We start from the raw sequence: 13,928 nt of genomic DNA, 5'->3' as shown, positions 1-13,928 counted from the left end.
CGACGATCAGTTGTAGATGATCGTGTACTTGACGCTGCTGGTGACGTCGCCCGGGGTGGCGGCGGCAGTGGCGTAGTACTCAGCGTAGTAGTTCAGATCGGCCGAGCCGTCGGTGCCGACGGTGACCCACTGCGAGTTGGTCTGCGCCAGGCCAGCGCCGGCAGCCTTGATCGGCAGGAACTGGTTGTTCGAGCCCAGCAGCTGCAGCTGCACGTTGGTGGCAGCGTTGGCCGAGGCCTGGTTGACCAGGCGGCCGCTGTTGAAGTCGACGGTCGAACCCGGCTCGAAGTAGGTGGCGACGTTGCCGGCGCTGCACTTGGTCAGGTTGATGGCGAACGGGGTACGGCCCGCAACGGCACCGGCGGTGGCCAGGGTGTTCTTGGACACGGTCGGCAGGGTCACGGCGAAGTCCTTGCCGCCCGGGGTCGAGATGGTGCAGGTCTTGTCGGTCACCTTGCCATTGAAGGTGATGGTGCCGTCGGCGGCGTTGGCGGCCAGCGGAGCGGCGGCCAGCATCAGAGCGGCAATGAGGTTCATCTTGTGCATTCGCTTTTACCTAACCCTACTGAAGAGATGAGAAGTAGAGGAGGAAGCAAGGAGCACTGCCGGGCTAACAAGACCCATCCTTGCGTCTCACCTGTGGCCGGACTCGGACATACCCCTCCCTGAATCCGTGACGCAAGTATAGGCACAACTGTGATGAAAGTCTCATTATTTTTCTGAACGCCAATTCATTGACGCATTAAATGTGACGTGCTATGCGAAATCACAGCCTCGGGGTGCGGGGGATTTGACGCGGGGCCCGGTCACGCTACAAACGACTGGGGATGTCGCATTGCGCGACGCGTTCGGCACGCGCGGAAACAGGCATTTTTCAGGGGGAATTTGGCTTCTTTGATGCGCATCACTCTTTCTTGGTGATGGCCCTAGCAGATTCGGAATCGTCCTATTAAAGGTTGATCGATCCTGTCGCTAACTAGGACACACCGAACCAGAGAACGTGTCATGAGGAACTCCATTCTGCTGTGCGTGGCCCTGATGTCCGTCAGTGCGCTGGCCCAGGCCAGCAGCGGCAGCATCCGTTTCAGCGGCCGTATCGCCGAGCCGGGCTGCACGACGAACCTGTCCCAGGGTGAGCTGAGCCTGGCGGCCTGCCCGCCGTCGGCCAAGGGTTCGACGGTGGCCGTGACGGCACTGGCCGATGGCCAGGCGGCGACGCTGCGTGACGGCAAGCGCCAGGGCCAGAAGCTGTCGGTGTCGGCCAGCGCGATGCGCGCCGGCGATATCGCCTTCTCCGAGCGCTACAGCGTGCAGGCTTCGAAGCAGCAGCCGCTGCAGGGCGCCTACCTGGTGGTCGTCGACTACCTGTAAGCCCTGCAGGCCAGTATTACTCCGGCTGCGGCAATTCGAACACCTGGCGCAGGTAGGCCAGGTAACCCGGGTCGTCGCACATGCTCTTGCCCGGCGAATCGCTGAGCTTGGCCACCGGCTGGCCGTTGCAGCGGACCATCTTGATGACGATGTTGAGCGGCGTCGGGCCCAGGTCATTGGTCAGGTGGGTGCCAACGCCGAACGCGACCTGGCAGCGACCGCGGAAGTAGTCGTACAGCCGCATCACCTTGGCGATGTCGAGCCCATCGCTGAACACCAGCACCTTGCTGCGCGGATCGACCCGGCGCTGCTGGAAATGCGCCAGCATGCGGTCGCCCCAGTCGAACGGATCGCCGGAGTCATGGCGCACACCGTCGAACAGCTTGCAGAAATACATGTCGAAGTCGCGCAGGAACGCGTCCAGGCCGACCACGTCGGACAGCGCGATGCCAAGATCGCCGCGGTACTCGCGCGCCCACGATTCCAGTGCTGCCACCTGCGAATCACGCAGGCGCGGGCCGAGCGCCTGGAACGCCTGCAGGTACTCGTGGGCCATGGTGCCGTGCGGGGTCATGCCATACAGGCGCGCGAAGTGGACGTTGCTGGTACCGACCAGCTGCGGGCCGAGCGCGTCGCGCAGCAGCGGCAGCAGGCGGGCATGCCAGTCACGCGAGTAGCGGCGGCGGCTGCCGTAGTCGGCGATGCGGCAGTGCTCGAAACCGGGGGTATCGCGCAGCAGCGCGGCCTTGGCCTGCAGGCGGCGCTCGCCTTCGGCGAAGTCGGCCGTGGTGGTGTTGCGGAACCAGACTTCGTTGATGATCGCCAGCAGCGGCACTTCGAACAGGATGGTGTGCAGCCACGGGCCGGTGATGTCCAGCTCGATCTCGCCGGGCACGGCCGTCGACGCACGCAGCTGGATGTACTTGCGGTCCAGATGGAACAGGCCGAGGAAATCGGCGAAGTCCGGCTTCACGAAGCGCAGGCCACGCATGTAGTCCAGTTCCGCGTCGCTGAAACGCAGGCTGCACAGGTGGTCGATTTCCTCATCGATCTGGGCGATGTAGCTTGCCAGGTCGATGCCGGGGGTGCGGCACTTGAACCGGTACTGCACCTGGGCGCCGGGGTGCTGGTGGAGCACCGCCTGCATCATGGTGAACTTGTACAGGTCGGTGTCGAGCAGGGACTGGATGATAGGCATGGGGCGGATTATGCGCCCGGCGGAGTGAACCGTGGGCGCGGCGAGTGGAGCCACACCATGCGTGGATGACCCTTTCCATGCAGCCGAGCGTGGGCTCGGCTCTACAACGACCTGCGCAGCAGGCGCGGCACCAGCATCAGCGCATGCGCCCAGATCGCAGCCCATACCGCCGCGCGCACCGGCAGCGAACGCTGCCTGGCCTCGAACTTCTGGAAGTAGCGCCACAGCCCCCTGTGCTTGTGCCATTCCACGAAGAACGGCCGCGAGCGGCTGGAGACACCGCGCACATGGGTAACCTGCAGGTCGTTGGCGATCGCTACCACCGCGCCGGCTTCGCGCGCGCGCCGGCACAGGTCCAGGTCCTCGGCGTGCAGGCGATAGCCTGCGTCCCAGCCACCGATACGGTCGAACAGCGCGCGCGGCATCATCAGCAGTGCGCCGGACAGTGCCGGCACCCGCTGCAGTGCCTGGTGCGGCTCACGCGGAACCGCCAGCTTCGAGCCCTTGCCGGGCGAACGCAGCATCCTCAGGAAATCCGGGTCGCGGCGGCGCACCGCCTCGTCGGCATGGCCATGCTCGTCCACCTGTTCAACGCCCAGCAGGCAGTCGCCCAGCGCTTCGGCGCGGGAGCGCAGTTCGGCCAGCGTGTCCGGCTCGACCATCAGGTCCGGGTTGATGAAGGCCAGCCACGGGCTGTGCGAGTCGGCCACGCCCTGGTTGTTGGCGGCGGCGAAGCCGGGATTGTCCGGGTTGCCGACGAAGCGCACGCGTGGATCGTGGCTGGCATGCCGCTGCACGATGTCCAGGGTGCCATCCAGCGAACCATTGTCGATCACCCGGATCTCGGCCACATCCTGCGCCTGGCGCAGGCGCGAGAGGCAGGCATCGATGGTGCTCCCACTCTGGTAAGTGACGACGATGGCGGCGATGGCAACATTCAAACGGGTGGCTCCGGCACTGACGGGACGAACAGGTCGCCCTGTTCCTTCGGCATTATCGCCTGCCGCATGCGCTGCTGCAGGTCGGCGCGCAGCCCGTGCAGCGGGTCGTGCATCAGGAAATCGGCCAGCCGCGGTACCCAGGCCGGCCAGCGCGCGGCCAGGGCCTCCAGATCGCCATCGCGGCTGACCGCCTCCCCTGCCCGGCTGACGAAGGCGGTCTCGCACAGCACGTTGCGCCAGCCAAGGCCGGCCATGCGCAGGCTGAGGTCGACCAGTGCCGCGTTCCAGCCAGCGTAGCTGTCCACGTCCAGGCCGCCGGCGCGACGGCGCGCGTTGCCGCGCACCAGCACCGCGTGGGTGACCGCCGATGGCAGCTCCGGGTGCAGCGTCGGCAGCGTCGCGCAGGTGTGCGCCAGCAGGACCGGGTCCTGCGGCTCGGGATTGATCTCGCCCAGCCGTGGCCACGCGGCGGTCTCGCCGGCATTGCACCAGGGGGTTGCGGTGGCGATCGCGGCATCGCGGGCGAAGGCATCCTGCAACTGCTGCAACCAGCCGGGTGATGGCACGCTGTCCGGCGCCAGCACGGCCACGTCCAGGCCATCGCAGGCGCGCAGCATCTCGTCCAGATGGGCGACTTCGCCCAGTGGCCGCGCGCGCCGGGTGTACTCGGCCTGCAGCGGCGTATGCGCCAGCCAGTGTTCCACCACCGCCTGCGCGCGTGGCCCGGTCTGTGCGTCATCGGCCAACCAGACCGCGGTCCCTGGCGCCGTGCCGACATCCAGCGCGGCCAGGCAGCGGTCGAGTGCGGCATCGTCCACGCACAGCGGCAACAACACGATCGCCCCCATCCCGCCTCCGTGGTTGTCGGTGGCCACAGCGTAGCACCGGGAGGGTATCGGCCGGGTTGCACCCGGCACCCGCGGAGGCTGGAGCTGGAGCCGAAGCCGAAGCAACAGCAGAAGCCGGCTATCCGTGGGATGGCGGGGGGGGTCCGGTTGCGGGGGACGCTGCAAGTACGTCCATGTAAGCTCGGTCGCCGCATCCATGCGGCTCACGCCCCCGCAACCAGACCCACCCCGCCTTCGACAGATTTCTGCGATCTGTCGGCAAAGCCTGGGGTCAGATCCGTTTTCCAGAGGAAAACGGATCTGACCCCATTTTCTGATTTCGAAATCTGACAGACAGTCATCCACGCATGGCGTGGATCGTGTCGACCAAGGTCGACACCTACCAACAGCCGCGGGAGTCTGTCAGAGGTGGGTCGGCGTGGGGTGGCAGGACCGTTGGCGCCATGGATGGCGCCATCGAGCCCCCAGGGACGGGTTTACGGCGTGTCCTGCCACCCCACGCCGACCCACCCTCCCTCAGTAAACCCGCTGTTGCTGTTGCTGTTGCTGTTGCTGTTGCTGTTGCTTTGGCCGTTGCCGTTGCTCCGGCCTCGGCGGGTGCCGGGCGCCGCCCGGCCGTAACCCCTTACTTCTTCGCGCGCGGCTGGTTCAGCGGCTCCATCGCGCGGAAGCGCTTGCTGTACTCGTCGGTCAGGTTGCGCGATTCCTGGCTGTTGCGGACGATGGTCGGGGTCAGCAGCACGATCACTTCCGAACGACGGCTGGTGCGGGTCTTCTGCCCGAACAACGCACCGACCACCGGAATCCTGCTCAGCCCCGGGATGCCGCTGCTGCCGTCGGTGGCCGAATCGGTGATCAGGCCCGCCAGCATGATGGTGTCACCGCTCTGCACCGCCGCTTCGGTAGACAGCTTCTTGGTCGAGATGCGCGGGTTGCAGTTGCGCTCGGTCGGGTTGCAGGCCTCCGGCACGTCCGAGGCGCTGCTGACTTCCTGCACGATGTCCAGGAACACGGTGCCGTCGCGGGTCACGCGCGGGCGCACCTTGAGGATCACGCCGGTGTCGATGTACTGCACCGAGCTGTAGGTGCTGGTGCCCACGCCGGTGTTCACCGTGGTGGTGTTGATCGGCACCTTGTCGCCGACGTTGAGCGTGGCCTCGGCGTTGTTGCGGACGAACACCGACGGCGTCTGCAGCAGGCGCAGGTCGGTCACCTTGTCCAGTGCACTGACCACCGCGGCCGCGTTGTGGCCGGTGAAGGCCCAGCCCACACCGTCATTGCCGGTGACGCCGCCGGCGAAGGTGTTCCACGAACCACCTGCAGCCGGCGGCAGGGTCAGGCCCGCCAGGGCTCCGGTGAGCGCGCGACCGGCCACGGCATTGTCGAAGAACCAGTTCACGCCGTACTTCAGGTCACCGGTCAGCGCGACTTCGGCCACCTGGGCTTCGATGTGTACCTGCAGCGGCATCACGTCCAGCTTCTCGATCACCTCGCGGATCGAGCGCCACGCCTGCGGCGTCGAGCGCACCAGCAGGGTGTTGGTTTCCTCCACCGCCGACACGCCGACGCGGTCGCCCTCCACTTCCAGGCTGACACTGACGTTGCCGGGCTGACGCTGCGGCAGGTTCAGGCTGCCATTGCTGCTGCCACTGCCACTACCACTGGTTCCGCCCAGCGTCGAACCCAGGTTGCTGCTGCTGTTGTCCATGCCACGGTCGCCGTCGCCGCCCAGCTGCGACGGAATGGCGCCCGGTGCCAGCGAGGCCGGGCTGGAGCCGCCGCGGTTGCCACTGCTGGCGAAGGCCTCGCTGAGGCGCTCGGCCAGGTCGCGCGCCTTGATGTAGCGCAGCTCGTAGGAGAACAGGCGGGCGCTGCCACCAGCGGTGTCGATGCGATCCAGCCACTGCTGGATCTGGTCCAGGTAGCGCACCTGCGGCGTGATCACCAACACCGCGTTGGCATTCTCCAGCGGCAGGAAACGGAACATGCCGGCGCTGGGCGTCTTGCTCTCTTCGCCGAACACCTTTTCCAGGTCGGCCGCGACCTGCTCGGCCTTGCCCGACTGGATCGGGAACACGCCCACCGACATGCCCGACAACCAGTCGACGTCGAAGATCTCGACGGTGCGCAGGTAGTTTTCCAGTTCCGCGCGGGTACCCCCCAGGGTGATCACGTTGCGGCCACTGTCCACGTTGACGATGGCGTTGGGGCGCGCGTACGGCTCCAGCACCTTCTTCATTTCGGTGGCGGAGATGAACTGCAGCGGGACCACACGGACTTCGAAGCCGCGTGCGCTGGCCGCGGGTGCCGTGCTTGGCGCGACCGTGCCGGCCAGCGCCTGGTCGGCGGCGACGATGTTGTAGCGCCCACCGCTGTAGACCATCCGCGCGTTGTTCCAGCCCAGCACCATCTCCAGCAGGTTCAGTGCCTGCGCCGGCGATACCGGCTTGGGCGTGGCCAGGGTGACCGTGCCCTGCACGCCTGGCGCGATCACGTAGTTCTGGCCAAGCATGTCACCAAGGATGGCCTTGACCACCGCATGCAGCGATTCGCCTTCGAAGTTGAAGGTCGCCTCGCCGGTACTGGCACCGTGCAGCGCCGGTGCCGGCGCACGCGCGGCCTCGCGGTTGATCATGGTGCCGGTGCCGCGGCGGATCACCGCCTGCGGTGCCCCCTGGCTTTCACGGGCGGCATCGGCAGCGACATCGGCTGCCTGGCCGGCGTCGGCGCTGGGCGACAGATTGCCGTTGCGCTGCACGTGCGGCGCGGACACCGTACTGCAGCCGACCAGCAGCGCGAGGGCAAAGGACCAGGGAAGAAAACGCAGGTTCATGCATTCACTCTATCGGTTGGTGCCATCGCCCGGGGGCGGCGACGGTTGTTGCTGCTGTTGCTGCAGCTGGCGGCGGCGGGCCTGGATGCGCTCGCGGATGGCCTGCATCTGCGCTTCACTGGGACCGTTGTTGTTGGCCGGTGGGGTTGTTGCAGCGGCCGCCGCAGGCGCTGGTGCATTGCCAGCGGGCGACGGCGATGGGATTGCCGCGGGCGGTGGCGGCGCCGGCGGAGCGCCCGCCGAGGGCGGTACCACGATCGCACCTGCAGGCGGTGCGCCGTTGGCACCGCGCAGCACCGTCGGCGGCTCACCGCCCTGGCCGTTGAACACCGCCAGTTCCAGGACCTGGTTGCCACCGGGGCCGATCACCGTCGCCTGGCGCGGCTGCAGCGCCACCAGCTGCCAGCCATCCACGGCTTCGCCGTTGAGGCGCAGGCGCAGCGAGCGGTTCTGTTCGGTGGTAAACGTGGCCATGCCGAAATCGCCGGTCAGCAGCACACCGGTGAGGCGCAACGCGGCGCTGGCCGCCGGTTCGCTGCCACCCAGCAGATAAGGCCGCGGCCTGCGGTCTTCGGCGAACAACGGGCGCTCACCGATCGCGCTGTAGCTGTCGGCGCTGGCCATGCGCTCGGCCGCCAGCGGCGGCAGCGATGGCAGCGATGGCGCGGCGTCGGCATCACCGCCGGCACCCGGCAGCTGGCTGCCCAGCCCGAAGCCGGTCGCCAGCCAGACGGCGGCCGCCCAACCGGCCAGCGCCAGCAGGAAGCCGGTACGCAGGCTGATCTGCTCAAGCTTCATCGGCCACCTCCTGTCCTTCGGACGGGGGCGCCGGCTGCGGCGCAGGTGCGGCCTCGGCCGGCGACGCGGACGGTGCCGGTGTCGCAGCAGGCGCCGGAACCGTGCCATCGGCGGCAGCGCCCGGCAGCAGATAGCCGGCCAGCTCGAAGGACACGTCCAGGCCCAGCCCCGATTCGTTCGGTGATTGCTGGAAGCGCTGCGCGATCAGGTTGAGGTTGTCGACGAACAGGCGTGGGCTGCCGGTTTCCAGGCTGTGCAGCACGGTGGCCAGTTCGGCCACCCCGCAGCGCAGGCGCACCTGCATGGCGACGCGCACGAACTCGGCGTCGCGCCGGTTGTCGGTCAGCGGCGTGCGGTTGCTGATGGTGCAGCTGCGGTTGCCCGGGCTGGCCATCGCCACCGCATCCTGCAGCCGGGCGCCCAATGCAGCGGCGGCAGCTTCTGCAGTGGCTTCGCGCAGGAAGCCTGGCCGCTGCTGCAGTGCCTCGCGGGTAGCGCGAAGGCGCTGTTCGATCTGCGGCTGCTGCTGCAGCTGCGCCTGCACGCGCGACTCGCGTTCGCGCAGGGCGGCGACATCGGCATCGATCGCACGCAGCGGCTGGGTGAACCAGGGGTGCACCAGCAGCAGATAGGCCAGGCCCAGCACTGCCAGCAGCAGTGCCAGCGCCAGCCAGCGGTCACGGCGTGCGCTTGGCATCGGCATCGGCCGCCTCCGGGGTTGGTGCGGCGGCCGGCAACGGCTGCAGTTCGGCGGTCATGGTGAAGCGGTCGCGGCCACTGGCCGCGCCATCGGCCTGCAGCACCCCGGTCAGGTTGACCTTGCGCCACTGCGGTGCGTCCTGCAGCAGCTGCACCAGCTGCGACGCCTCGCGGCTCAGGCCGATCAGCTGCAGGTTGTTGTTCTCGATCGCCAGCTTCTCCAGGTAGGTACCTTCCGGGAGGCGCCGGGTCAGTTCGTTCCAGATTTCAACGGTGCCGGCGCGCTGGCTGCGCTGCTTCTCCAGGAATGCGGCGCCATCGATCAGCGCCTGCAGCTGCGCGCGTTCGCTGGCCACACCTCGCGCACTGCGCGCGCTGCGCTCGACCTGTGCACGCAGCTCATCGGCGGCGGCCTGGCGGTTGTCGAGCAGCTGCACCGCGGCCAGTACCAGCATCACGACGGCAGCCACTGCCAGCAGCAGGTTCCAGCGTCGCATCGGGTCTGGCCGCAGTTGGCGCTGCGCGGGAGGCAGCAGGTTCACCTGCAGCACGTTGCCCTGCGCATCGATGGCATCGACGCCCGCCAGCGCATCGGCCCATGGGCCCACACTGGTGCGCCATGCGTCCAGCTGCCGCAATGGCCACGCCACCAGTTCGACCTGCAGCTGGCCCTCGCCGCCCGCGCCGAGCTCACGCACGTCATAACTGACCTGGGATGATTCGAACGGGGTCTGCCGGTCGATCTCGAAACCGACCACGGCGCGCAGGCGGTCGGCCGCTGCGGCAGGCAGGCGCAGGCTACGCCGCAGGACGTCCGTCGCCGGCAGCAGCCACACCCGCGGCAGAGTACGCAGGCGAGGCTCCAGCACGCGGTCCAGCTCCACCGGCGACAGCGGCCACGGCAGGCGCGCCACCGCTTCGCGGCGTTCGCCGGCTTCACGCCAGACCTGCAGCTGGTCGCCCTCGTGCAGCAGCAGCAGGCGTGCCTGGCCCCAGCCCAATGCCCATTGCCAGCGCACCGGCACCCAGGCCAGCAGCGACTGCCGCCACCAGCGCAGGAAACGGCCGGCGCCCGGGCCGATCCGGCCCTGCACCTGCCGCAGACTGTCCTGCCACGCCGTCATCTTGCTGTCATTCCCTGCTCCCAGCGAAGCACTGTGTAAGTCCGCCCGGGAACCCCGCCCGAGCCACTGCGTACCACTGCCTGCAACACCGACCTGCGTCCACTGCCGTCGATGGCACCGGACTCGATACTATAGGTGCCGCTGCTGCTGGCAAGCGTTGTCGTGCCGCCAGCGGAATCTGCATCACGCTCCTGCTGTGCGCGCTGCGCCATCACACTGTCCGCATCCAGGCCCAGCGCGGTCAGCACCGGCGCGCTGGCGAACTGCGGATCCGGCCGTGCCTGGCGGCTGTAGAGGGTCAGGTGCGGCAGCATCGCCCGGTACAGGGGTCCGCGCATGCCCAGGACCCGCTGCAACTCGCCCAGGGTCTCGAAGCGCTTGTTGCGTGGGCCGTAGGGCAATCCGGCTGCGGCGTAGTCCGGCGCTTCGGCGCCACCGCCCGGTTGCAGCAGGCTGTCCTCGTCGCGCCAGTCGATGATGGCGCCGGCCAACTGCCGGGCCTGTGCATCGTCTTCGCCCAGCGCCTTGAGGAAGGCGGTCAGCAGTGCGGCGTCGGCCAGGTTCAGGTTGATCTTGCCGTTCTCGTCCAGCACCTTGATCTCGATGCTGGCGTCGTCGAACTGCCAGCGGTAGGTACGGCCATCGGCACGCCAGGGCGCCCGTTGCGGATCGGCTGACAGGCGCAGGAGGGCATATTCGAGGCCGGCGCGCGCACGTTCCTGCCCGCGTGCATCGTCATCCAGCACGCGCTGCTGCAGGTGCTCGACCCGTGCGCTCAGCGCGAACGCACCGACCAGCGCCGTCATCAATGCGATCAGCCACAGCACCAGCACCAATGCCGCCCCGCGCTGACGGCTCATCGCGTGCCTCCACTGCCACCGGCACGCAGCGCCACCACCAGTGGCGGCCACGGCGCGCCCCGGGATGGCACGATCTGGATTTCCACCAGCATCGGCAGGCGGCGGGTGTCATCCCAGCGCGGCAGCCAGTCGGTCACCTGCCCGGTGCTGGCATCGATGCCGCGATAGCGCAGCTGCACCGACTTCAGGTTGTCCACCAGCACCTCCGGCGGGCGCGGCGGATTCTCGGCGATGCGCTCGCCTTCCTGCAGCAGCACGAGGTCCAGCAGCAGGCGCTGTTGGCCACCGCGTCCGTCCACCTGCAGCGCGTGCAGGTAGGGGCCGCCACGGCCGAGGTAACCGGGCAGGTCGGCGGCGAACAGCATGCGTTGCTCCTCGCCCTGGAAGAAGATGGGTTCGCGGGTGGGGTCCGGGGCCTCCAGCGGGGTGCGCAGTGCACCCGCCAGCTGCCTGCGCAGCAACGACTCGACCGCGCGCATGCGTTCGCTTTCAGCGGCGATCTGCTCGCCGCGCTGGCTGACCGCCATCGCCGAGCGCACGCTGGCAAAGGCCAGTGCCAGGCCGCCGGCCAGCAGCACGGTGGCCAGCATCACTTCGACCAGGGTGAAGCCCGCGGCGCGCCGCTTCATCGCGCGTTCTCCAGGTCGGGCGGCAACAGGCGCAGGCTGCGCCAGTGCAGTTGTTCGCGCTCGCTGTCGCCCCAGCGCACCCGCAGCTGCAGTTCGGCCAGCCATGGGGTGCCCGCTGACGTGGCCTGCACGACGTTGCCGGCGCGTGGTTCCACCCACGGCTGGACCTGCAGCTCCCAGTGATAGCGCCCCTGTTCCCAGTCACCCTGCTGGCTGCCCACCTGCAGCGGCGCGGCGACACCGGCCTGGGCCAGCAACGACTGTGCATGCAGCACCGCGCGCGTGCGCAGCTCGGCGTCACGTACCTGCTTCGCGCCACCGGACAGGCTGCCCAGCAGCAGGGTCAACGCCAGGCCCAGCAGGGCGAAAGCGATGATCACTTCCAGCAGGGTGAAGCCACGCGCGCGCCGCTTCATTGCGCCCGCCAGGGGCCGGAGCGGACCTCGCCGGTCAGCCAGCCGACGTCGACGCGCCATTCGGCACCGTCGCGCTGCAACCGGATACGGCCGCCGCTGGAGCCACCATCGGGATGGAACTCGATCACGCCCTGCCCCGCCGCGGTGGCCAGCTGTACGGCGCCTTCGAACTGCACCTGCAGCTGTGCCGGCACCTCACCGTGGCGCTGGTTGGCCCCCTCCCAGCGGCGCCGTGCCGGTTCGATCACGAAGCGCTGCGGTTCGCCGCGGGCGATCGCCTGCGCGCGCACCATGCGCAGCTGGCTGGCGATGTCCTTGCCGGCGCTGCGCAGCTGCATGCCGGCGAACCCGCGCGACAGGCCGGCGGCGGTGATCAGGCCGATCGCCGCGATCAATGCGATCACCAGCAGCATTTCCAGCAACGACAGTCCAGCCGCGCGCCTGCCGTGCAGGCGCGGGCGTGGCAACCGGCGCGGCAGGAAGTGCGTCATGCGCGGTTACGGCTGGTAGCGGATGTCAGCGTCGACGCTGCTGCCGCCAGCCTTGCCATCCTTGCCCAGGCTGACCAGCTCATACGGCTGGCCTTCACCCGGCGCCCGGTACTCCAGTGCGTGGCCCCACGGGTCATTCAGGTCGGCGGGCTTGGCGTACGGGCCGAGCCAGCCGCCGACACCGGCCGGCGCCGTCACCAGGTCGTTGAGCGTGGCCGGCAGCTTGCCGGTGTCGATCTGGTAGTTGTCGATCTTGGAGGCGACGGTCTGCACCTGCGCCTTGGCGATGTTGGCCTTGCCACGGTCGGCGCCGCCCAGCACGCGGCTGGCGACCAGGGTCAGCACCGCGCCGATCAGCACGATGACGATGATGATTTCCAGCAGGCTCATGCCCGACTGGTTGCGCGCGGCGGTGAAGGAAAGGCGGATCGGTCGGCGACGGGCAATCATGGACGGTCCTTTCAGTTGCGGAGTGTCGGGGTTGCAGGGAGTGCCATCGTCAACCGATGGCATTGGTCAGGTCATACAACGGCACCAGCACGGCCACGATCACCGCGCCGACCACCGAGGCCAGCACCAGGGTGATCGCCGGCACCATCGCCGCCAGCATGCGGTCGATGCGCCGGGCGCTGTCCTGTTCGAAGGTGTCGGCGGCCTTGAGCAGCATGGTATCGAGTGCGCCGGATTCCTCGCCGACCTGGATCATCTGCAGCGCCAGGCGCGGGAACCGCTTGCCGCGCGACAGGGCCAGCGACAGGCCGGCGCCGTTCTTCACTTCATCGGCGGCCGTTTCGACGTCAGCGGCCAGGGCGCGGTTGCCCAGCACGTTGCGCGCGATGCCCAGTGCCCCCAGCAAGGGGACGCCGTTGCGCAGCAGTGTGCCCAGCGTGCGCGCCAGCCGGGCGGTTTCCAGCTCGCCGATGAGGCGACCGATGCCACGCCGCTGCAGCAGCCAGCCATCCAGCGCCAACCGGAACGCCGGTTGCCGCGCCTTGCGCTCGAAGAACAGCACCAGCACGCCGGGCACCACCAGCAGCAGCACCCACCAGTCACGCACGAACAGGCCCAGCTGCAGTACCGCGTTGGTGAACCACGGCAGCGCCACGTCCAGGCTTTCGTACATCTGCGCGAACTGCGGCACCACGTAGCCGAGCAGGAACAACAGCGCGCCACCGACCACCACCAGCAGGATCGCCGGGTAGACCAGCGCGTTGATGACCTTGCCCTGCAGCGCGCGGCTGCGCTCGAGGTAGTCGGCCAGGCGTTGCAGGGTTTCATGCAGGCTGCCACCGGCTTCGCCGGCGCGCACCATGTTCACGTACAGGCGCGAGAACAGCCCATGCTGGCGCTCCAGCGCGGTGGACAGCGGTGCGCCACCGCGCACCACGTCGCGGATGTCGGTGATCGCGCGGCGCGATCGTTCGTCCTCGGGCAACCCCAGCAGGATGGACAGCGCGCGGTCCAGCGGCTGGCCAGCACCGAGCAGGGTCGCCAACTGCTGGGTGAACTGCAGCAGCGCCGCCCCCTGCAGCGGGCGCTGCTGCAGCAGGTTGCGCCAGCTGCTGCCGCCGATCGCGCCGGCGTCGGCCAGCTGCGTCTCCATCGGCAGGTGGCCCTGGTCCTGCAGGCGCGCGATCAGCTCGGCCTCGCTGGCCGCTTCCATCTGCCCATCGAAGACCTCGCCATGCGGATTGAGCGCCTTGTAGCGATAGTTCGGCAT

The 13,928-nt window shown here is 68.5% G+C and carries 15 protein-coding genes; 1 reads left to right on the top strand and 14 read right to left on the bottom strand.

Annotated elements, in window-relative coordinates:
• Positions 1 to 6: 6 nt before the first annotated feature.
• Positions 7 to 546: a fimbrial protein gene (locus AC5P8F_RS09155; protein ID WP_014645903.1), complete on the bottom strand. Its 540-nt coding sequence runs from the start codon at positions 544 to 546 to the stop codon at positions 7 to 9.
• Positions 547 to 1,005: 459 nt separating this feature from the next.
• On the opposite strand from AC5P8F_RS09155, the gene AC5P8F_RS09150 reads away from it, so the two are divergent.
• The gene (locus AC5P8F_RS09150) at positions 1,006 to 1,371 is read left to right on the top strand and encodes a hypothetical protein (RefSeq protein ID WP_014645902.1); all 366 of its coding nucleotides are present in this window, start codon (positions 1,006 to 1,008) and stop codon (positions 1,369 to 1,371) included.
• A 16-nt stretch (positions 1,372 to 1,387) separates the two neighbouring features.
• Here the strand turns inward: AC5P8F_RS09150 and pncB are convergent, their stop codons facing one another.
• The 13 genes from pncB to xpsF form a co-directional block, all read right to left on the bottom strand.
• The gene (gene pncB, locus AC5P8F_RS09145) at positions 1,388 to 2,569 is read right to left on the bottom strand and encodes a nicotinate phosphoribosyltransferase (protein ID WP_014645901.1); all 1,182 of its coding nucleotides are present in this window, start codon (positions 2,567 to 2,569) and stop codon (positions 1,388 to 1,390) included.
• Positions 2,570 to 2,670: 101 nt separating this feature from the next.
• Positions 2,671 to 3,510, bottom strand: a complete 840-nt coding sequence (locus AC5P8F_RS09140) for a glycosyltransferase family 2 protein (protein WP_014645900.1) — start codon at positions 3,508 to 3,510, stop codon at positions 2,671 to 2,673.
• Entirely contained in the window at positions 3,507 to 4,358 is an 852-nt protein-coding gene (locus tag AC5P8F_RS09135) for a glycosyltransferase family 2 protein (RefSeq protein WP_049442169.1), read from the bottom strand. Before AC5P8F_RS09135 ends, AC5P8F_RS09140 begins: the two co-directional genes overlap by 4 nt.
• Positions 4,359 to 4,983: 625 nt before the next feature.
• Positions 4,984 to 7,191 (bottom strand): type II secretion system secretin GspD, encoded by a 2,208-nt coding sequence (gspD, locus tag AC5P8F_RS09130; protein WP_014645898.1) that lies wholly within the window; start codon positions 7,189 to 7,191, stop codon positions 4,984 to 4,986.
• Positions 7,192 to 7,200: 9 nt separating this feature from the next.
• Positions 7,201 to 7,989 (bottom strand): type II secretion system protein, XpsN-like, encoded by a 789-nt coding sequence (locus AC5P8F_RS09125; RefSeq protein WP_014645897.1) that lies wholly within the window; start codon positions 7,987 to 7,989, stop codon positions 7,201 to 7,203.
• Positions 7,979 to 8,692 (bottom strand): type II secretion system protein GspM, encoded by a 714-nt coding sequence (gene gspM / locus AC5P8F_RS09120; RefSeq protein WP_032957951.1) that lies wholly within the window; start codon positions 8,690 to 8,692, stop codon positions 7,979 to 7,981. The genes AC5P8F_RS09125 and gspM overlap by 11 nt, the downstream gene beginning before the upstream one ends.
• Entirely contained in the window at positions 8,667 to 9,812 is a 1,146-nt protein-coding gene (locus AC5P8F_RS09115; protein ID WP_111205443.1) for a PilN domain-containing protein, read from the bottom strand. Before AC5P8F_RS09115 ends, gspM begins: the two co-directional genes overlap by 26 nt.
• A complete protein-coding gene (locus AC5P8F_RS09110) occupies positions 9,809 to 10,672 on the bottom strand; it encodes a type II secretion system minor pseudopilin (protein ID WP_046428741.1) in 864 nt (287 codons plus the stop codon). Before AC5P8F_RS09110 ends, AC5P8F_RS09115 begins: the two co-directional genes overlap by 4 nt.
• Positions 10,669 to 11,301, bottom strand: coding sequence for a type II secretion system protein J (locus AC5P8F_RS09105; RefSeq protein WP_049404741.1), 633 nt, complete (start codon positions 11,299 to 11,301; stop codon positions 10,669 to 10,671). Before AC5P8F_RS09105 ends, AC5P8F_RS09110 begins: the two co-directional genes overlap by 4 nt.
• Positions 11,298 to 11,717: a type II secretion system protein XpsI gene (gene xpsI / locus AC5P8F_RS09100; protein ID WP_049442164.1), complete on the bottom strand. Its 420-nt coding sequence runs from the start codon at positions 11,715 to 11,717 to the stop codon at positions 11,298 to 11,300. Before xpsI ends, AC5P8F_RS09105 begins: the two co-directional genes overlap by 4 nt.
• Entirely contained in the window at positions 11,714 to 12,208 is a 495-nt protein-coding gene (gene xpsH, locus AC5P8F_RS09095; RefSeq protein WP_495227956.1) for a type II secretion system protein XpsH, read from the bottom strand. Before xpsH ends, xpsI begins: the two co-directional genes overlap by 4 nt.
• A gap of 6 nt (positions 12,209 to 12,214) precedes the next feature.
• Positions 12,215 to 12,658, bottom strand: a complete 444-nt coding sequence (gene gspG, locus AC5P8F_RS09090) for a type II secretion system major pseudopilin GspG (RefSeq protein WP_014645890.1) — start codon at positions 12,656 to 12,658, stop codon at positions 12,215 to 12,217.
• A gap of 49 nt (positions 12,659 to 12,707) precedes the next feature.
• A complete protein-coding gene (gene xpsF / locus AC5P8F_RS09085) occupies positions 12,708 to 13,928 on the bottom strand; it encodes a type II secretion system protein XpsF (protein ID WP_032956504.1) in 1,221 nt (406 codons plus the stop codon).

The sequence above is a fragment of the Stenotrophomonas sp. YJH_SMC_69 genome (genome assembly GCF_059370495.1).
The sequence above is the reverse complement of the archived record's forward strand: the minus strand, read 5'-3'. Positions and strand labels throughout refer to the sequence as shown.